Genomic DNA, 20,151 nt, shown 5'->3' with positions numbered 1-20,151 from the left:
TTTCAAAATTGATATTAAAAAGTCTGCAGAGTCACATCCGGAGGTGAAAAGTTTGAATCAGCTTACTTTTGAGATTGTTTTCTATCCGACTTATACTCGTTCTATGCAATCGTTTATAGGTTTGGAAAGTGTTTTCTTGTTTCGCGCGGAAAATAAAAATGAGAATCCTCGTTTTGAAATAGCTACTAAAATTAATGGTAAAGATGATCCTCGTTTCCGTAGTCAGCAAACTATTCCTTGCGATAATCCAGAGGGTGGACGTAAAACTCCGGGTAAATGGTATCATGTCGCTATTGTATATGATGGAACGAAATCAAGCACCAAAGAGGCGTATAAAATGTATATCAACGGAGAAAGAGAAACGTTGACTCCTGCCGATAATTCCTATGAGGATTGTGCTCCCAACTCGTCTTTAAATCTGACGGATGTGGGTGGAAATGATAAGGCGTTGTTGATAGGACGTTCCGGAGATTCATATCGGGTAGGATATTGCAAAGTCTACCAGGCACGAATGTGGAAAAGAGCTTTGGACGAAAGTGAAATAAAAACGAATATGTGTAAAATACTTGATGCGGAAAAATATCCTGATTTGATGGGATATTGGGTATTTTCGAAAGGTATTGGAGGCACTACCGTTTTTGAGAACTGGGGAAATGGCGGTAACGGACTGGATGCGCAAGTTTGTCTGCAAAATATAAACGAAAATAAACCAGCCTGGGGAGCGGAACTTCCTGCAACTTATAATGGAGATAAGAGCCGCTTTGAACCAATTGAATGTCCTCATTCATACTAAAACTAGGAATATAATAATATGAGAAACAATATGATAACAAAAAAACTAATCAAATTTGCCCTGCTGTTTTTTCTTATCGGACTGACGGCTTGTGACAATAAACTGAATCCGGGATTTGATCCGGATGATTATGAACCGATTGTTCCGCCTGAACCTGTTAGAACAATGGATGCAATGGCTAGTGGCGAGCGGGTAGTACTTTCGGGTGCTTCGTTGACGGATATTGTTCTGAAATGGACGCCTACCGAGAAACACGGAAATACAGTATATCGTTATGAAGTATTGATTGATACGATCGGGGGAGACTTTACCAAACCGGTAGAAACGATTTTTTCTGACAATAACGGTTTGGAATCACAGTTGACTTTGACCCATTATCAGGCAAATACAATAGGTAAACTGGCTAAATTCCGTTGCAATACCAACGGTACACTGCGTTGGAAGGTGCGTGCTTATTGCGGATTGGATCAGGCTCTTAGTAGTCTGGAAGGCTATTTCGTGATCTTCATGATGGATGGCATCGATGATATGCCTGCTGAAAATGACCCGGTTTACATCACGGGTGTGGGTACGGAAGATGATGGTGATGAAGCGGAAGCACAACAAATGCTCCGTCAGAATGAAGGAATCTATCAGACTTTCACTCAGTTGAAAGCCAACCAGCCGTTTGTCTTTATGTCTACTGTCGAAGGTCGTAAGTGTTATTATTATGTAGACGATAATGGAGTGCTGCGTGAACGTAACGATGGTGAAGAATATACGGTGACTGTCCCTCAATCGGGTATTTATCGTATTACTATCAATATGGGTGAACAAACCATCAGTTATGATGAGATAGGAGCCGTATATCTTTATAACCAGTCTGGAGGGTACAGACAAAACTTCGACTATCTGGGATATGGCAAATGGGGCGTGAAGAATTATACAGCACGTAAGCAAAAAGAGGATTGGGCAGGAAGCGGTGAAACCCGTCATAGCTTTAAGATGGAGATCAACGGAACGACTTACCGTTGGGGACATAAGGAAAGAGATAAGGGACAGCCTAATTTAGATACCGATAAGAGTTATTATAATCTATATCAATTAGCATTGGGTACTGATGCCTGGGATTATAGTTTCCGTTTCTGCGACGAATTACTGCAGTGGGGTGCTATACAGGGAAATGTATATTATGCTACGGTGAAAACCGATGTAACCCTTTATTTCAATGCAGAGTTTGGAACGTACACCCACCGTTGGGTAGCTTCGGAAACGAATGAAGATTAAAACTGAATAATAATATGAAGAACTATATAGTATCATTATCAAAAAGAGTTTTGCTGTTAAGCGGTGCACTGGCAATATTCGCAGCTTGTGACGATGGCGATTTGGGAGACATCTACAAAGGTAACTCATCCGGCGAATATGTGTCGGATGTGAACTGGACGGATGCAGCCGACAAAAGTACAGGAACATATATCAAATATTTCTATGAGAATGCCAGTGGACGGAATACCTTTTGCGGAAGCATCTATTGGGAAAAACCGAATACACCGGAAACCGGAGAACCAACAAGTACAGGCGGTAGCGGTGGTTGGTCACAGGGACATGCATTGGATGTTATCACCGATGCTTATATCCGCCATGCGAACAATCCCGAATATCAGACTTATTTGTATGAAAACATCATGAAACCTTTCCTGCCGGCTTTTGATGACTGGAATGAGCATTGCGGTTATGGTGGCAAGGATTTTTGGAATAACTTCTATGATGATATGGAATGGATGGCACTAGCTTCCCTGCGGGTATACGAGTTGACTGGCGATCAGGATTACTACAGTGCGTTGATGAAGATGTGGAATCATATCAAGGGAGCGAAGAATGACTACAAAGGGGCAGGAGGAATGGCATGGAAAACGGATGCGCCGGCTTCGCGTATGTCTTGCTCTAATGGTCCCGGTTGCCTGTTGGCTATGAAGTTGTATCAGCTTACCGTTAAGGAGGCTAAAGACGGTTGGGAAGAGCAGGCTGCTTATTACCTGAACTTCGCCAAAGAGGTATACAACTGGATGACGGCTTATCTGTGTGATATTTCCACCGGACAGGTATATGATAATTTGAGTATTAAAGATGACGGTACACCGGGAGATCCTGATAAAGTAGCCTTGTCTTATAATCAGGGAACATTTATGGCGGCTGCCCTGGAATTGTACAATGCTACCGGTGAGGAGGAATATCTTCGTAATGCGGTTGCTTTCGGCTCTTACCAAGTGAATAAGAAAATGGATTCCAACTATCCGGTATTCAGTGGTGAAGGAAATTCGGGAGATAATCTTTTATTCCGTGGAATATTTGTCCGTTACTTCCTGGATATGGTGAAACAGCCGACTAACAGCCTTTATCCGGAAAAGACCAAGAATAAGTTTATCGCTGCATTGCGCAGCTGTTCTGATGTGCTTTGGACGTTGGCTCATCCCGAAGGATATTACGTTTGGGAATATGATTGGGCCAAAGCTCCGGAATTTGGTAATCGTAATGATAATAAAGACCGGCTGACGATAGAACTGAATGCGGAAGTTCCGGGAGCGACCATGATTGAAATCCGTGCCCGCTATGAAGACTGGGTGCAGGGTAAGGCTACTGAAAAGCCCAACTGGGTCGGACCGGATTTCGGTAAGAAAGCAGAGGAATAAGATTGATTTATTACACATAGAAAATCGAAAAGAAAGATGATACATATAAAAAGAAATATTTGTCTGGTGGCTGTTTCTTGCACTCTTCTTGCAGGTATACCTTTGCAGGGTGTGGCGCAAACGGGAAGAATGGCAAAGGTGCAGGCCACACAAAGCAATAAAATAACAGTGTCGGGTACGGTATTGGACAAGACGACAAATGACCCGTTGATCGGTGTGTCTGTTGTCGTGAAAGGAGTGACCAATGCAGGTACGATTACGGATATGGATGGTAAGTTTACATTGAAACTGCCTTATGCGGAAGCTCCGTTGGTGTTTTCTTACCTGGGTTACCAGCCGCAGGAAATTGTTCCCGGTGCGAAGAAAGAACTGACTGTCTTATTGCAGGAAGATACGAAAGCATTGCAGGAAGTGGTTGTGGTTGGTTATACCAAACAACGTAAAGAAACCATGATCGGTTCTGTAGCTACCATCACAACGAAAGATTTGACGCAGAGTCCTACTGCCAATATCAACAATGCGCTTGCCGGACGTTTGCCGGGTTTGATTGTAAACCAGTATGCAGGTGGTGAGCCGGGAGTTGACCAAAGTGAATTGTTTATCCGTGGTAAAGCAACTTACGGTAATCAGAGTGCCATTGTCATTGTCGATGGAATTGAACGTGACATGAGTTACCTCGCACCGGATGAAATTGAAACATTCACTATCCTGAAAGATGCTTCCGCCACTGCCGCTTATGGTATCCGTGGTGCAAATGGTGTAATCGTTATTACTACCAAACGTGGTAAGGCAGCGGAAAAGGCAACCGTGAACCTGAAAGCCTCTATCGGTATTAACCAGCCGATCGGTTTCCCCGAATATTTAGGCTCTGCCGATTATGCAACTTTATATAATGAAGCCAGATTGAACGATGCCAAGATGACGGGCGCAGACATCAGCAGTTTGAACCTTTTCTCTCAACAGGCGATTGACAATTTCCGCCGTGCGAAAGGAGACAACTCCGATGGTTTGGGATATGACTGGGATTATTATGATTTTGCCTTCAAACCCGGTTTGCAGGAAGATGTCAGCCTCTCCATTCGTGGAGGTACGGACAAGGTACGTTATTATGTATTGGCCAATTACTTTTCACAAGGCGGTAACTACAAATATTCGAATGCCGGTGAATATGACTCGCAAACCAAGTTCACCCGTTACAACTTCCGTTCGAACATCGATATCAACATTAATCGTTATTTGAGTACCCGTTTGGATTTGGGGGCCCGTATTACCGACCGTAATGCACCGGGTACGACTGCCGGTCGCCTGATGACAATCTGTGCTACACAGCCCCCTTATCTGCCTATCCTGGTAGAGGAAAACTCACATCCTCAAAATGAGGAATATATTCAGCAGAATCCTCGTGGAATGCTTTATGGAGATAACATCTATCGCTATAACATCTTGGGTGAATTGAGCCGTACCGGTTATCTGAATGAAAAGAACACTTATCTGAATGGTAGTTTTGCCATGAACCTGGATATGGGATTCCTGACGAAAGGATTAAAGGCAGAAGTGATGTTCTCTTATGACGCTTCCGAAGGACGCTGGATTAACCGCAAACTAGATACTTACAAAGACGGTTATCGTGAATATCCGAAATATGCCACGTTTATGCCGATCGAAGGTTCGGATGCTTATATGGCAGGCGGACACTATACGGGTGCTTACAAAACGGGTAACAAATATGATATTGACCAGACTATCGGCAACGGATTCAGTCATAATGCTTCCGACGGACGTACTTATATACAGGCACGTGTGGATTACAACCGTTTGTTCAACGACCGTCACGAACTGACAGCCATGTTATTGGCAAACCGTGGCAACCGTACTGTCAACAATGAACTGGCCTATCATAGTCAGGGCATTACCGGACGTTTTGCTTACTATTACAATCAGAAGTATCTGATGGAATTTAACTTCGGTTACAATGGTTCCGAAAACTTTGCTCCGGGCAAACGTTACGGATTCTTTCCCGCAGCTTCAGTCGGTTGGGTAGTTTCTGAAGAGGATTTTATGAAGAAGGCTTCTTGGATTGACTTTCTGAAAGTAAGAGCTTCCTATGGTTTGGTAGGTAGTGACAATGTCAGCAGCCGTTTCCCTTATTTGGCTTTCTACGGTGGTGGTAGCGGTTACGATTTCGGTAATAACTTCGGCACGAATGTAGGCGGAACTTCCGAAGGTAATCTGGCTAATGCGAATCTGACTTGGGAAAAAGCTCGTAAACTGAATGTCGGTATCGACTTTACTACCTTGAACCAACGGTTGGCATTGACAGTAGACGCATTTTACGAATATCGCTTTGACATTATTACCGATATGAACGGTGACGGTATCATGGGATATCCGGACATTGTAGGTAAGGATGCTGCTTTGCAGAATTTGGGTGAAGTGAGCAACCGCGGTGTGGACATCGAATTGAGTTGGAACGATAAGATCGGGAAAGATTTCCGTTACTATATCCGTCCGAACCTGACTTTCTCCCGCAACCGTCTGGAATATAAAGCGGAAGTTGCCCGCAAGAATTCTTGGCGCAAGGAAACCGGTAAACGTCTATACGAAAACTTCGTCTATGTGTTCGACCATTTTGTAGCCGATCAGGAAGAAGCCGATCGTCTGAACAAGATCGGTTATCAGCCTTGGGGACAATTGATTCCGGGGGATGTTGTCTACAAAGATTTGGACCGCAATGGGGTGATTGATGATGAAGACCGTACGGCAATGGGAAATCCGCGTAGTCCGGAATTGATGTTCGGTATTCCTTTCGGTTTCCAATATAAGAACTTTGATTTTAGTGTGTTATTGCAGGGAGCGACCAAAAGTTCTATTCTGTTGAATGGGGCTGCCGTATTTGACTTCCCGCAGTTTGAACAGGATAAAATCGGACGTGTGAAGAAAATGCATCTCGACCGATGGACACCGGAGACGGCTGCCACTGCCAAATATCCAGCATTGCATTATGGAACACATGATAACAACAAGAATGGAAACAGCAGTTTGTTTTTGTATGATGCTTCCTACCTGCGTCTGAAGAACGTGGAAATTGGTTACAATGTATCGCCCAATTTATTACGTAAAATCCATGTGCAACAGGCACGTATCTATGTACAAGGTTTGAATCTGTTGACTTTTGATAAACTGGGTGATGTGGATATAGATCCGGAGACGAAGTCAGGAGACGGAGCTTCATGGTATCCTATTCAAAAGGTATTCAATTTTGGTATTGATATAACATTCTAAACAAGATAGAAATATGAAAAAGTTATATAGATTTTCAGCAATTGCTTTATGTGTCCTGCCGTTGTTCTTCACTTCGTGTAGTGATTACCTGGACCGGGACGATGATGATAATATTACGGAAGCGGACGTTTTTGCCCGTTACGAAAAGGTGAACGGACTAGTCTCCGATGTATACGCAGCTGCAAAGAAAGCAGACCGTCCGCTGGTATTCTTCGAACATTTCAGTAACAGTGCTATTACGGATGAGTGTGAAGGAACTAATGTAGAAGGAAACATAACGAATAACTTTAATAACGGTGCCTGGAATCCGAATTCTTTGCCCGGCAGTGTAGGGCAATATTGGGAAGCTCTTTATGAAGGAATCCGTAAAGCGAACCTGATTATAGAAAATGTGCAGAAGTATAATACGCCCGATAACCCCCAGCAGGATGGTGATCTTCGTAACCGTATCGGTGAAATGTATTTCATGCGTGGTTATTTCCACATGCTGTTGTTGCGTATGTATGGTGAGGCTCCTTATATTGACCGTGTGATTAATGCCGGAGATAATATGGACTTTAAGAAAGAATCTGTTCACTCGATGGTAGAGAAGATAGTAACGGATGCGCAGACAGCTTATGGCATGGTGCCTAACAAATATGTGAAGACCTCCGAAAACTTTGGACGTGTAGACAAGGGAGCTTGTCTGGGACTGATCTCTTTTGTTCGCTGGGTAGCGGCTACTCCGTTGTGGAATGGTGCTTCTCAATACGGATATAACCTGCGCCGTGTATTCGAAAATGAGTACGCTTATGATGCTACCCGTTGGAGAAAGGCAAAAGAAGCGGCTAAAGCAGTTTTGGATTTCGAAGTCGGTGGCACCAAGCGTTATTCTCTCTATACGAAACATGGTGCGGATGATTTCAAAGATCCGGCTGATGGTAATCTGAACGACAGCCGTGTGTATGCCCGCTTGTGGGATATGTTCTATGATATGGATGCATTTGCCAATGAGTATGTATTTTTCATGACGAAGAGTAAGGATCAGGCATGGCAGGGTGATATTTATCCGCCCAGTCGCGAGGGAAGCTCCCGTCAGCAACCGGTGCAGGAACAAGTGGATGAATATGAATATATCGTAGGTGATTATGGCTATCCCGTGTATTCGGCAGAAGCCCGTAAAGGTGGCTATGACGATGCTAACCCGTATGTGAAAGGTACTCGTGACCCGCGTTTCTATCGGGATGTTATTTATCATGGAGCTCCTTATCGTAACAATAAGAACGAATCGAAAACGATTAATACAGCAAGCGGTTCCGATAAGATCGGTGCTACCAATGCGACTACTACCGGTTATTATCTGCGTAAATTTCAACAGGAATCCTGGAATAAATCCGGTAACTTCAGCATTAACGCACCTGCCATCTGGCGTCTTCCGGAATTTATCTATATCTATGCAGAGGCTTGTAATGAACTGGGAGAGGATATCGATGAGGCTTATAAACTGGTGAATACGGTTCGCGAACGTTCATTTATGAAACCGATGCCGCCGGAAGTAAAGACCAATCAGCAGTTGATGCGTGAATATATTCAACGTGAACGTCGTGTGGAACTCTTTTACGAAGGAAAACGTCCGTGGACATGCCGTTTGTATCTTGAACCAACAAGCAAGGAAGAGTTGGCGAAAGAAAGCCTTTGGAAATCCAGCGGAAGCGACAACTCAAAACGTACACAAAAATACTGGGCTGCCAATAACGGTGCGTTGCCCCGTTGCCAGCGAATGATTAACGGGATGCGTCCGGTGCAGGATGAGAATGGAGCTATAACGGTTGATGGTGTGAAATATAGAATGGAACGTTTCTGCGTGGAAGAACGTACCTTCTCTATTCAGCATTATCTATTCCCGATTCGCCAGAGTGAGTTGCAGAAGACACCGACCATTGAACAAAATCCCGGATGGTAAACCGGTAGGAATGTATAACTTTAAAAAGAAAATCAGATGAAACGAATCTATACATATATGTGTCTGTTGCTTTTGTCGGTATTATCGTTTGCTGTTACGGGTTGTGATGACGATGATGATAACGAGGTAGCTCAAGACTTGATAGAGTTGATTGTGAACAAACCGGTAATACGTATCGGGCAGAATGAAGAAGCCAAAGTGAATGTAGTGGTTGGAAACGGAAACTATACCGTAAGAAGTTTCAACACAGCTATTGCAACGGCTACGGTTTCCGGTGAATTGATAACAGTGAAAAGTGGTTCGCAGAATGGAGCCACTACCATTGAGGTAATGGATGGAGAAGGAGTGGTTGCCAATATCTCTGTGAATGTAGGTATATTTGAACTGGAAGTGAATCAGACGGAGGTAATATTGGAAGTCGCTGATGAAAAGCAGTTGATTGTCAGCATGGGAAATTTTTCCAGTAATGATGAATTATCTTATGAAGTGGAGGATGAGACAATTGTCAGCCTGGTCAATACCGACCAATTCCGTCCTTTCTATACTTTGACAGGTTTGAAGAACGGACATACAACGGTGACTTTTACAGATCATAAAGGAAAACAGGCAGTGGTTCAGGTGACGGTAAATCCGATCTCTATTGATGTTTCTAATTTAACGCCGAGAGTTGGAGTCAATAATAAGATCATGATTACGGTAGAGAAAGGAAACGGAGGTTATAGTCTGACAGCGGAGAATGAAGAAGTTGTAGCTATTCAGCAGGTGGATGACACTCGTTTCAATTTAATAGGTAAAAAGGCAGGTATTACCACTGTGGTTGTCAGAGACGAAGCGGAACAGGAATTAAGTCTCACTGTTATGGTGGTGCAGGCAGATAAAGTAGCGAACCTGGGTAGCGGTAATTACTTTAAAGTACCGTTTGAATATAATGGTACGGCAGATGAATCGCTAAAGAATTTGAGTACGATCACATTTGAGGCTCGTTTCAATATTGAGTCGTTGAATGGCAATGACAATGGAAATGCCCGGATTAATACGGTGATGGGTATAGAGAAGAAATTCTTGCTGCGTGTCGACGTGCATAAGGGAGGAAGCAATGATGAAGAACGTTTCCTTCAGCTTGCTGCAGATGATAAAGGTAGTATTCGCTATGAAGGTTCTACCAAGATAGAAACCAATAAGTGGTATGATGTGGCTGTGGTATTGGATAATAGTAAGAGCGGAAGCGAACGGATTGCATTGTATGTAAATGGTGTCAGAGAAACGCTTCAATTATCAAACGGTACACCGGATGATTTGAAAGAGATTAATCTTACTTCTGATTTCTACATCGGCCAGTCTGATGGTAAACGCCGGTTGAACGGAGCTATCAGTTATGCCCGTATTTGGACAAAAGCCTTGTCGGAGCAACAGATCTCCGAGCAGAGCGGCAAGTTGTTGAGTGAGGATAAGGATGGAATGGTAGCTAATTGGTTATTCAATAATGGAAATGGTAATACCAAGACATTTGTGTCCTTGGCAGGAAAGAGCTTCGAAGCAGAGGCGGCAAATATTGTTTCGAGTTGGAAAACAGATCCGATATTGGAAACAAGTACTCCTACAGAATAACTGTAAGAAGATAGGATAATAAAAAAGCCATCCCCCGGAATAGACGAAAGTAGGGGATGGCTTTTTTGGTAGTGTGCTTACTATTCTTCGGCAGACTATGTCCTGCATGTTGTTGGCAAGGTTATTCCTTGACAGGCTCAGCCGGTTTGTCTTTTGATGTAGTGTCTGTGACAACTGTATCATTGACGTTGGCGGCGAGTGCAACCAGTGATGCCTTTGCAGGCGCGTCTTCTTTAGTTACAGTATCTTTTACTACTGTATCATTGACAACTGTTGCATTGATTTCTGTCGGGGCTGTCACAGCTTCTGCAGAACTCTGAGCCTTTACAAGGAATGAACCACCACAAACAAACATAAACATTGCTACTACTAATACTAATTTTTTCATAATCGTTTGCTTTAATGATTATTAGACATATGTTTTCAATTCTCTACCTTTGTGTTAAGGAATCGGTTATTGCGTTTTCGCTAACGTCTAATTAAAGATCAAAGCGCGTGCCAAAATTAGAAAATGTATGATAAGTGATTGATAAATAAGGGAATGAGGAAGATGATGCCAATTAGGATAGTGGGGAAGTATGTGTGGAGTGTGTGGAAACTGTGGCGGGGAGTGTGGAGTTATTCCACACTCCCCGCCACCATTCTTTTATTTAGGTAATCTATCTACTTGATTTCATCCGGCCAGGGACAAGGTTTACCTGTCGCTTTGAAAGTCGGCCGTTGTGCATCTACTTTTCTTAGAAAGTTGCCCAGCTCTTTAGAAAGTTTCTTCACGATGTCCGGATGCTGTGCACTAAGGTCGTTGCTTTCTCCTATATCATCAGGTATGTTGAATAACTCTTTCTTTCCTGTTCCATAGTAATAAATCAATTTCCAGTCACCGTTTCGAACGGCACAATTAAAGTTGATTCCGGGACCGTCATTTCCCCAGTTGTTAGGCATATTCCAGAAAAGACTCCGACCCTTGGCCGGGTTGCCTGTCTGTTTCAGCAGAGGGATGAAACTGATACCGTCTATCGGTTGAACTGTCTGGTAGTTCTTGACACCTGCCATTTCAAGAATAGTAGGGTAGAAGTCTTCTATCAACAAGTAGTTGTTGCATTTGCTTCCCGGAGCTACTACTCTCGGCCAACTGACAATCATCGGTTCACGGATACCGCCTTCATAAGTCGAACCTTTACCACTGTTCAATGGATAATTCTGTGTATGCAGTTTGCCGTCACGCCATCCGGATTCGGATGCAAGTCCTCCGTTATCACTCATAAAAATGATAATAGTGTTGTTGGCTTCTCCATTTTTTTCCAGCCAGTTCATTAAATCACCTAAACTTTTATCCATTCCTTCAATCAGTGTGGCATAAGCAGCTTCATGGTCTGTCATTCCTTTTTTCTTGTACTTCTCATAGAAGCGCATATCTTTGTTCAAAGGAATGTGGATGGCATATTGCGACATATACAAATAGAAAGGCTGATTATACTTTTTCGCTTTATCTAGTGCTTTAATGGCTTCCAACGTCAATGCTTCAGTTACAAAGGTTTCCGTTCCCCAATATTTCTCTAATCCGGGAACAGACATCAGTGATACCGCTTTCCCATCTTTGGTATGTCCGTAGTTCTCTTCTCCCAGGTAACTGGCAAGTCCACCGGCCGCATGTCCGGCAATATTTACCTCGAATCCCCAATGATGCGGATCTTCCCCTGGAGTATCTATCGCTCCGAAATGGGCTTTCCCACAATGTATAGTGTGATAACCGCTGTTCTTTAGCAGTTGCACGAAGGAGGTTCCTACGAAAGTATGATTAGTGCCGGACACTTGACTTACTCCATTGTAATTCCAGTCAGGGACTGCCAGAATGCTATCTTTACGGTCTGTCATTGTATTCTTTTGCAGTGTCCAGTTAGTTACTCGGTGGCGTGCGGCGTTTGTTCCGGTGATGAGGCTGCACCGGGTAGGAGAACTGATACTGTTGGCATACGCTTGAGTAAACATCATTCCCTGTTTGGCTAACCGCTCCATATTGGGAGTCTCGTACAATTCGTTATAGTGTGTTTTCTGTGTCCAGAATGGGAGTGAAGTATCCTGCCATCCCATATCGTCTACCATAAAGAGAATGATATTCGGACGTTTGTCCGCGTGTTCTATTTGCATATTGCTTTGTGCTTGCAGATTGGTTGCTGCGAGTGGCACAAATGCAAGGGTAATAATGTTTTTTTATTTATGGGGGGCATTTTATTCTATGGAATATGCATTAAAATTAATAATATCTGGTAATGCGATAGATTCGGTTAAAGATAAGTTCGAGCACTACAAAAAGGAATCATTTCTCACCGTGATGAGAATAAATACTCATAGTAGTGAGAAAATTTTCTCATAGGCATGAGAATGCTTGAGAAAACACAAGAACGTAACTTGTTACAAATCAATATTGTATAATTTCAATTTATTATATAAAGTCTTCCGATCAATATTCAGTAATTGCGCTGCTTTGCTCTTATTGTTTCCTGTTTGGCGTAGTGCCTCCAAAATATGCTCTTTTTCAGTCTCTTCATTGCGTAATGCAATGCTTGTATTGCTGGATGCAGGAGTTTCTAAGAGCTCGGTTCCCAATTCCAATAAAGTAATGAAACTGCTTTGCGCCAATAAAGTTGCTCTTTTGACGATGTTTTTCATTTGGCGTAAATTTCCCGGCCAATGATAATTCAATAAAGCCTGTGATGCTTTTGCATCAAAACCAATCAGGTGTTTGTCCAGTTCTTTGTTTGCCTGATCGAGGAAGAAATTGGCAAAGAGCAGAATATCTTCTTTCCGTTCTTTCAGATCGGGCATCCGGAGGGTAAATTCATTGATACGATGATAAAGGTCTTCACGGAAAGTACCTTTATCAATGCCCTGTTCCAGGTTCTCATTGGTGGCGGATACCAAACGAATATCTACCGATATCTCCTGTGTAGAGCCTACCGGACGTATTTTTCTCTCTTGCAGAGCACGAAGCAGTTGTATCTGCACTTCGTAACTAAGATTCCCGATTTCATCCAGGAAGATAGTACCGCCATTGGCAGCAACGAAAGCACCGGTTTTATCAGTCAACGCACCTGTAAACGATCCTTTCACATGACCGAAAAACTCGGAAGCCGCCAGCTCTTTCGGGATAGAGCCACAATCTACGGCAATAAACGGCTTATCGCTTCGTTTGCTAAGTTGGTGAATACGGTGTGCCACATACTCTTTTCCAGTTCCGCTGGAGCCATTGATAAGGACGGACATATTGGTCGGAGCTACCAGGCCTACATAATTGTAGAGTTGCTTGGCTGCGTCACTTTCTCCTTCCAGATAGGCACGGTTGTTTTCTGTTGAATCTTTCGATGAGGTAGAAGAGCCTTTTTTCGAAGAAGATTTAGCTGTGTGATGAGTAGCGGGAGTTTCTCCGGACTGCAAACATTCAGAGATTTTCTTCAGTAACTCTTCCGGATTCACCGGCTTGGCGATATAATCACGTGCTCCCAGTTTCATAGCTTGCACGGCAGATTGTATATCCGCATAGCCGGTCATGATAATCAAAGGAATATCCATGCCTTGTTCGTTCATCCATTTCAGCAAGTCAATGCCTTCATGGTCGGGCAGCCGCAGGTCTGATAAAACCAGATCGACGTTTTGGCTTTCGATATGTTTCCGGGCACGGGCAATATTACTCACTGATGATACTTCAAAGCCCTTTTTTCCTAACCAGGTTTTTAGCATCATTCCAAAAGTGATATCATCTTCAACGATCAATATGGAGCTCATCATGTCAGGTTTTGATTCTTTTAAGTCACAAAGGTAAGAGGTTTTGGGTGAAAGTGGTATATTTGCAAACTTAAATTAAATAAAAGTGTTATGAAAAAGATTCTATTGATCATATTAACCATATCGTTTTGCGGACTTACTGCCTGCAAAACCGGAACAAAAAAAGGAGGAGACATGGATAAAGAAACGTTGGTAAAGATTGAAACAACTTTAGGAGACATCGAGGTGAAACTGTACAATGAGACACCGAAACATCGTGATAATTTTATCAAACTGGTGAAGGACGGAGTTTATGAAGGTACCCTGTTTCACCGTGTTATCAAAGATTTTATGATTCAGGCCGGTGATCCGGACTCAAAAAATGCGCCGAAAGGAAAAATGCTGGGTACCGGAGACGTAGGTTATACCGTTCCCGCTGAATTTGTATATCCTAAATATTTCCATAAGAAAGGTGCCCTGTCCGCTGCCCGCCAGGGGGATAACGTGAACCCGAAGAAGGAATCTTCCGGTTGCCAGTTCTATATCGTGACAGGTAAAGTGTTTAACGACTCTACTTTGCTGGGAATGGAAAGCCAGATGAATGAGAATAAGATAAATGTTATTTTCAATACACTGGCACAGAAACACATGAAGGAAATCTATAAGATGCGGAAAGCAAACGATGAAAACGGTCTTTATGATTTACAGGAAAAACTGTTTGCACAGGCACAGGAGATGGCTGCCAAAGAACCGGAATTCCATTTCACTCCGGAACAGATTGAAGCCTACACCACGGTAGGTGGTACTCCGCATTTGGATGGCGAATATACCGTGTTTGGCGAAGTGGTGAAAGGAATGGACATTGTGGATAAGATCCAGCAGGTGAAAACAGACCGCAGCGATCGTCCCGAAGAAGATGTAAAGATAACAAAGGTGACAATACTTGACTGAATCGTATGAAAATCAACAGGCATATTCTTGATAATGGGTTACGTCTGGTACATTCGCAGGACGAAAGTACGCAGATGGTTGCCCTTAATATATTATATAATGTGGGAGCTCGCGACGAAGATCCCGAGCATACCGGCTTTGCCCATCTGTTCGAACACCTGATGTTCGGAGGGTCGGTGAATATTCCCGATTATGACATGCCGCTTCAATTGGCGGGTGGAGAGAATAATGCCTGGACGAATAATGATATAACCAATTACTACCTCACTGTACCTCGTCAGAACGTAGAAACCGGCTTTTGGCTGGAGTCCGACCGGATGTTGAGTCTTGACTTTAGCGAACGGAGCCTGGAGGTACAGCGGGGAGTGGTCATGGAAGAGTTCAAGCAGCGTTGTTTGAACCAGCCTTATGGAGATGTCGGACATCTTTTGCGCCCTCTGGCTTATCAGATGCATCCTTATCAATGGCCTACGATCGGAAAAGAGTTGTCGCATATTGCCAATGCTACGCTGGAAGAAGTAAAAGCATTCTTTTTTCGTTTTTATGCTCCTAATAATGCAATATTGGCTGTGACCGGCAATATCTCTTTCGAAGAGGCAGTTGCTTTGACGGAAAAATGGTTCGCTTCTATTCCTCGTCGGGAAGTTCCTTTGCGGAACCTGCCACAAGAACAGAAACAGACAGAAGAACGGCGGTTGACGGTAGAGAGAAATGTGCCTCTCGACGCTTTGTTTATGGCCTATCACATGCCCGATCATCGTCATCCGGATTATTATGCATTTGATATTTTGTCGGATGTGTTGAGTAATGGGCGCTCCAGTCGATTGAACCAGCGTTTGGTACAACAGAAACAATTATTTTCGAGCATAGATGCCTATATTTCAGGCAGTGTAGATGCGGGGTTATTCCATATTAGTGGCAAGCCTTCGGCTGGTGTCACTCTGGAACAGGCGGAAGCGGCAGTAAGGGAAGAATTGGAACTGTTGCAGCAAGAACTGGTTGACGAACAGGAACTGGAAAAAGTGAAGAACAAATTTGAGTCCACCCAGATATTCGGCAACATCAATTATTTGAATGTGGCAACCAACCTGCCCTGGTTCGAATTGCTTGGCCGGGCGGAAGACATGGAAAAAGAAGTAGAACGTTATCGTTCTGTCACGGCGGAACAATTGCGGACAGTAGCCCAATCTGCTTTCCGGAAGGAGAACGGAGTTGTACTTTATTATAAGAAACAACAAAATTAAATTTTCTCTTTTTTATAATTTATCAGTGAAAGGGGAAAGTCCCTTTGCCTGAAAATGGAGATACGTTTAGGTAACGGAAAAGTAAATGAGACATATTTATAGTACATATAAAGAGCATTATAAAGCACTAATTTTTCTCGGACTACCGATTGTGATCGGGCAAATAGGAGTGATCGTTCTCGGATTTGCGGATACGTTAATGATCGGACATCATAGTACGATTGAGCTGGGAGCAGCTTCCTTCGTAAATAATGTGTTTAATCTGGCGATTATTTTCAGTACAGGGTTTTCGTATGGACTGACTCCCATTGTAGGAGGGCTGTATGGGACTCATCAGTATGCTCCTGCCGGACAGGCATTACGCAACAGTTTGTTGGCAAATCTGATGGTTGCGTTGCTGCTGACTATATGTATGACCGTTCTTTATCTGAATATAGAGCATCTCGGACAGCCGGAAGAATTGATTCCTCTGATTAAACCGTATTACCTTGTTTTGCTTGCTTCATTAGTGTTTGTCATGCTTTTCAATGGATTCAAGCAATTCACAGACGGAATAACGGATACCCAAACCGCCATGTGGATATTGCTTGGAGGAAATGTCTTGAATATCATAGGAAACTATATCCTGATTTACGGTAAACTCGGATTGCCCGAATTAGGTTTGTTGGGAGCAGGTATTAGTACGCTGTTTTCGCGTATTGTGATGGTGATTGTATTTATAATCATCTTTATGCGTAGTCCGCGTTTCGTCCGTTATAAGATTGGCTTTTTCCGTTTGGGATGGTCACGTGCAGTATTTGGACGCTTGAATGGACTAGGATGGCCGATTGCTTTCCAGATGGGAATGGAGACAGCCTCCTTTAGTTTGAGTGCTATCATGATCGGTTGGCTAGGTACGATCGCTTTGGCTTCTCATCAGGTGATGTTGGCTATTTCGCAGTTTACCTTTATGATGTATTACGGTATGGGGGCTGCTGTTGCTGTTCGTGTCAGCAATTTCAAAGGCCAGAATGACATCGTCAATGTACGCCGTTCAGCCTATGCCGGTTTTCATCTGATGATGACATTGGGTGTCGTGCTTTCCTTGATTGTCTTCCTTTGCCGGAATTACTTGGGAAGCTGGTTTACCGACAGCCAGGAAGTGGTTGCTATGGTGACATCACTCATCTTTCCTTTCCTTGTCTATCAGTTTGGCGACGGGCTTCAAATCACTTTCGCCAATGCTTTGCGTGGAATTTCAGATGTAAAACTAATGATGGTTATCGCCTTTATCGCCTATTTCATTATTTCGCTTCCCGTAGGATATTTCTGCGGCTTTGTAATGGGATGGGGGATAGTAGGTGTCTGGATGGCATTTCCTTTTGGGCTGACGAGTGCGGGACTAATGCTCTGGTGGCGTTTCCACTACATGACAAAACTCCCCGAATCCCACCCCAAAACCTAATACTTAAAACTTAATACTTAAAATTTTTACCCCAATGGCTTCCTTCCGTTTTACAAAGTTGAAAATAACCGCCGGTTACACTTTGTTACTGGCGATCCTCCTTTTCTCGCTGGTGTTTGTACATCGTGAGATGGAAGCATTGTCGGCAGCCGACGATCAGCAGAACTTAAGAACTGATAGTCTATTGACCCTTCTCCACGAGAAAGATCAAAACACGATTCAGATGTTGCGGGTGTTAAGTGAAGCAAACGACAGTCTTCTCTCTGCTTCGGAGATTGAAGAAATCATTTCCGAACAAGATTCTGTCATTACCCAGCAACGGGTACAACATCGGGTCATCACCAAGCGTGACTCGTTAATAACTACTCCTAAAAAGAAGGGATTCTTCAAACGGCTCGCCGAAGTGTTTTCCCCTTCTAAACAAGACAGTGCCGTATTAGTTAATACATCGCTGGAAGTAGCCACTGATACCATTCTTCAACCGACTACCTCTAAAGATTCTCTTCAGCAGAAAATCCGCATGGCTACCGAAGAAAAACGGTTGCAACGGAAGAAAACCATCCGGCGTACCAGTACGAAGTACCAGCGGATGAATACACAGTTGACGGCACGAATGGATAGTCTGATTAAACAATATGAGGAAGAAATGACCCTGCGTGCCCGTCAGGATGCCGAGCTTCAGCAGGAGGTAAGAATGCGGTCGGCGCGTATCATCGGCGGTATCGCGGTTGGTGCCGTACTATTATCTGCTTTTTTCCTGATCTTGATTATGCGGGATATCTCTCGCAGCAACCGTTATCGTCAGCAATTGGAGGTGGCGAATAAACGCGCGGAAGATTTGCTTGTTGCCCGTGAGAAATTAATGCTGGCTATTACTCACGACTTTAAGGCGCCGCTGGGGTCAATCATGGGATATACCGAACTTCTGTCCCGGCTGACAGAGGATGAACGGCAACGGTTCTACCTCGACAATATGAAAAGCTCTTCGGAACATTTGTTGAAACTAGTCAGTGACTTGCTCGATTTCCATCGGCTCGACCTCAATAAAGCGGAAGTGAACCGTGTAACCTTTAACCCTTCCCAGCTGTTCGACGAAATTTATGTCAGTTTCGAACCTTTGACCGCTGCCAAAGGTTTAGCCTTGCAATGTCACGTCGCCCCGGAACTAAACGGAAGATACATCAGTGATCCTTTGCGACTCCGGCAAATAGTGAACAACCTTTTGTCCAATGCCGTAAAGTTTACTCAAAAAGGAGAGATTAGCCTGACAGCCGGTTATGATTCTTCTAAGTTAACCATCGCCATCGCCGATACAGGAAAAGGAATGGCATCAGAAGATCGTGAACGTATCTTCCAGGAGTTTACACGTCTTTCCGGTGCGCAGGGGGAAGAAGGTTTCGGACTCGGACTCTCTATTGTGAAGAAACTGGTAACCTTGCTTGAAGGAACCATTGACGTGCAAAGCACATTAGGAAAAGGAAGCTGTTTTACTGTAACTCTGCCTCTTTATCCGGTAGGTAAATCCATTGCGGAAAGTGAATTTCCCGAAAGCGAAAATGTAGATATAACAGAGGAGTCGGCCGCGATTCCTCCGATGAAAGTCATCCGTGTTCTTTTGATCGATGACGATAAGATTCAGTTGAATCTGACTGCTGCCATGTTGAAACAACATGGTATCGATGCGGTATGTTGTGAACAGCTGGAGCAGTTGATTGAACAGCTTCGCTCTTCCGTTTTCGATGTATTGCTGACAGATATACAAATGCCTGCTATTAACGGTTTTGATTTGGTAAAATTATTGCGGGCTTCTAATATACCACAAGCAAAAACAATCCCCGTCATTGCTGTGACCGCCCGTAGCGAAATGGATAAGGCTGCTTTACATGAACATGGCTTTGCCGGTTGTCTGCATAAACCGTTTACAGTAAAAGAATTATTGATGACGGTAAATGAAGGGCAACTCTCCGCTGATGAAGCGCATATCACAGAAGATATGGCAACAGCCGGAATAAATTTCTCTGCACTTACTGCTTATTCTGAAGACGATCCGGAAGCGGCATCCTCCATTATTCAGACTTTTATTGAAGAAACAGGTAAGAATATCGAACGGATGCAACAAGCGCTGAACGATAAAGAGGTGGACGGGATAGCTGCTATGGCGCATAAGCTCCTCCCTCTCTTTACAATGATTGGAGCGGATGAAACCATAACTCCATTAAAGTGGCTGGAAGCTTGTCGTGGAGAAGAATTCTCGGAAAAAATAGAAGAAACGACACTTAATATATTAGAGGCTGTCCGTAAAGTCATAAGTGAGGCAGAACGCTATTTGATAGTGATGAAAAATACCCGATAAGCTATTTTCTTCTACTCCTTGGCTAGTATCTGTATCTTTCTTACTATTAGCCAAACCTTTTTTCAAAATAATTTGTTTACTTTGTGTCACCTTATTTACA

Annotated in this window: 13 protein-coding genes; 10 read left to right on the top strand and 3 right to left on the bottom strand. The window is 43.5% G+C overall.

Features of this window, described 5'->3' with window-relative positions; all coding sequences use genetic code 11:
* The 6 genes from ACT8YW_RS10105 to ACT8YW_RS10080 form a co-directional block, all read left to right on the top strand.
* Positions 1 to 793 (top strand): LamG-like jellyroll fold domain-containing protein (locus ACT8YW_RS10105; protein WP_444104831.1); only part of this gene is annotated, 793 nt, incomplete at its 5' end.
* Between the two features lie 18 nt (positions 794 to 811).
* Positions 812 to 2,059 carry a SusE domain-containing protein gene (locus ACT8YW_RS10100; protein WP_186925826.1) on the top strand — a complete coding sequence of 416 codons (1,248 nt, stop codon included), beginning with the start codon at positions 812 to 814 and terminating at the stop codon, positions 2,057 to 2,059.
* A gap of 14 nt (positions 2,060 to 2,073) precedes the next feature.
* On the top strand, positions 2,074 to 3,465 hold the full coding sequence (locus ACT8YW_RS10095; RefSeq protein ID WP_186925827.1) for a glycoside hydrolase family 76 protein: 1,392 nt from the start codon (positions 2,074 to 2,076) through the stop codon (positions 3,463 to 3,465).
* Between the two features lie 36 nt (positions 3,466 to 3,501).
* Positions 3,502 to 6,747 carry a SusC/RagA family TonB-linked outer membrane protein gene (locus ACT8YW_RS10090; protein ID WP_444104830.1) on the top strand — a complete coding sequence of 1,082 codons (3,246 nt, stop codon included), beginning with the start codon at positions 3,502 to 3,504 and terminating at the stop codon, positions 6,745 to 6,747.
* Between the two features lie 13 nt (positions 6,748 to 6,760).
* Complete coding sequence (locus tag ACT8YW_RS10085; protein WP_444104829.1) at positions 6,761 to 8,689, top strand: RagB/SusD family nutrient uptake outer membrane protein; 1,929 nt, start codon at positions 6,761 to 6,763, stop codon at positions 8,687 to 8,689.
* Positions 8,690 to 8,725: 36 nt separating this feature from the next.
* Positions 8,726 to 10,297 carry a LamG-like jellyroll fold domain-containing protein gene (locus tag ACT8YW_RS10080; RefSeq protein ID WP_444104828.1) on the top strand — a complete coding sequence of 524 codons (1,572 nt, stop codon included), beginning with the start codon at positions 8,726 to 8,728 and terminating at the stop codon, positions 10,295 to 10,297.
* A gap of 121 nt (positions 10,298 to 10,418) precedes the next feature.
* Here ACT8YW_RS10080 and ACT8YW_RS10075 read toward each other — a convergent pair whose 3' ends face one another.
* The 3 genes from ACT8YW_RS10075 to ACT8YW_RS10065 form a co-directional block, all read right to left on the bottom strand.
* A complete protein-coding gene (locus ACT8YW_RS10075; protein WP_004299920.1) occupies positions 10,419 to 10,685 on the bottom strand; it encodes a hypothetical protein in 267 nt (88 codons plus the stop codon).
* Between the two features lie 275 nt (positions 10,686 to 10,960).
* The gene (locus tag ACT8YW_RS10070) at positions 10,961 to 12,445 is read right to left on the bottom strand and encodes a sulfatase (protein ID WP_444104827.1); all 1,485 of its coding nucleotides are present in this window, start codon (positions 12,443 to 12,445) and stop codon (positions 10,961 to 10,963) included.
* Between the two features lie 264 nt (positions 12,446 to 12,709).
* Positions 12,710 to 14,083: a sigma-54-dependent transcriptional regulator gene (locus tag ACT8YW_RS10065; protein WP_444104826.1), complete on the bottom strand. Its 1,374-nt coding sequence runs from the start codon at positions 14,081 to 14,083 to the stop codon at positions 12,710 to 12,712.
* Positions 14,084 to 14,170: 87 nt separating this feature from the next.
* On the opposite strand from ACT8YW_RS10065, the gene ACT8YW_RS10060 reads away from it, so the two are divergent.
* The 4 genes from ACT8YW_RS10060 (at position 14,171) to ACT8YW_RS10045 (ending at position 20,051) form a co-directional block, all read left to right on the top strand.
* Positions 14,171 to 15,010 (top strand): peptidylprolyl isomerase, encoded by an 840-nt coding sequence (locus tag ACT8YW_RS10060; protein ID WP_008645252.1) that lies wholly within the window; start codon positions 14,171 to 14,173, stop codon positions 15,008 to 15,010.
* 5 nt (positions 15,011 to 15,015) lie between these two features.
* Positions 15,016 to 16,254, top strand: coding sequence for a M16 family metallopeptidase (locus ACT8YW_RS10055; RefSeq protein WP_444104825.1), 1,239 nt, complete (start codon positions 15,016 to 15,018; stop codon positions 16,252 to 16,254).
* Between the two features lie 85 nt (positions 16,255 to 16,339).
* Positions 16,340 to 17,698: an MATE family efflux transporter gene (locus ACT8YW_RS10050; protein ID WP_444104824.1), complete on the top strand. Its 1,359-nt coding sequence runs from the start codon at positions 16,340 to 16,342 to the stop codon at positions 17,696 to 17,698.
* Between the two features lie 34 nt (positions 17,699 to 17,732).
* Complete coding sequence (locus ACT8YW_RS10045) at positions 17,733 to 20,051, top strand: ATP-binding response regulator (protein WP_444104823.1); 2,319 nt, start codon at positions 17,733 to 17,735, stop codon at positions 20,049 to 20,051.
* Positions 20,052 to 20,151 lie beyond the last annotated feature (100 nt).

The organism is Bacteroides sp. (assembly GCF_052357945.1).
Classification (GTDB): domain Bacteria; phylum Bacteroidota; class Bacteroidia; order Bacteroidales; family Bacteroidaceae; genus Bacteroides.
Note: the sequence above shows the minus strand (reverse complement) of the source record. Positions and strands in the feature narration are given on the sequence as shown.

Excerpts from the sequence above, each read along its gene's own strand:
- ACT8YW_RS10085 (WP_444104829.1), top strand. The coding sequence starts at position 6,761 with ATGAAAAAGTTATATAGATTTTCAGCAATTGCTTTATGTGTCCTGCCG.
- ACT8YW_RS10060 (WP_008645252.1), top strand. The coding sequence starts at position 14,171 with ATGAAAAAGATTCTATTGATCATATTAACCATATCGTTTTGCGGACTT.
- ACT8YW_RS10070 (WP_444104827.1), bottom strand. The coding sequence starts at position 12,445 with ATGCAAATAGAACACGCGGACAAACGTCCGAATATCATTCTCTTTATG.
- ACT8YW_RS10095 (WP_186925827.1), top strand. The coding sequence starts at position 2,074 with ATGAAGAACTATATAGTATCATTATCAAAAAGAGTTTTGCTGTTAAGC.
- ACT8YW_RS10075 (WP_004299920.1), bottom strand. The coding sequence starts at position 10,685 with ATGAAAAAATTAGTATTAGTAGTAGCAATGTTTATGTTTGTTTGTGGT.
- ACT8YW_RS10100 (WP_186925826.1), top strand. The coding sequence starts at position 812 with ATGAGAAACAATATGATAACAAAAAAACTAATCAAATTTGCCCTGCTG.
- ACT8YW_RS10090 (WP_444104830.1), top strand. The coding sequence starts at position 3,502 with ATGATACATATAAAAAGAAATATTTGTCTGGTGGCTGTTTCTTGCACT.
- ACT8YW_RS10045 (WP_444104823.1), top strand. The coding sequence starts at position 17,733 with ATGGCTTCCTTCCGTTTTACAAAGTTGAAAATAACCGCCGGTTACACT.
- ACT8YW_RS10055 (WP_444104825.1), top strand. The coding sequence starts at position 15,016 with ATGAAAATCAACAGGCATATTCTTGATAATGGGTTACGTCTGGTACAT.
- ACT8YW_RS10065 (WP_444104826.1), bottom strand. The coding sequence starts at position 14,083 with ATGATGAGCTCCATATTGATCGTTGAAGATGATATCACTTTTGGAATG.
- ACT8YW_RS10050 (WP_444104824.1), top strand. The coding sequence starts at position 16,340 with ATGAGACATATTTATAGTACATATAAAGAGCATTATAAAGCACTAATT.
- ACT8YW_RS10080 (WP_444104828.1), top strand. The coding sequence starts at position 8,726 with ATGAAACGAATCTATACATATATGTGTCTGTTGCTTTTGTCGGTATTA.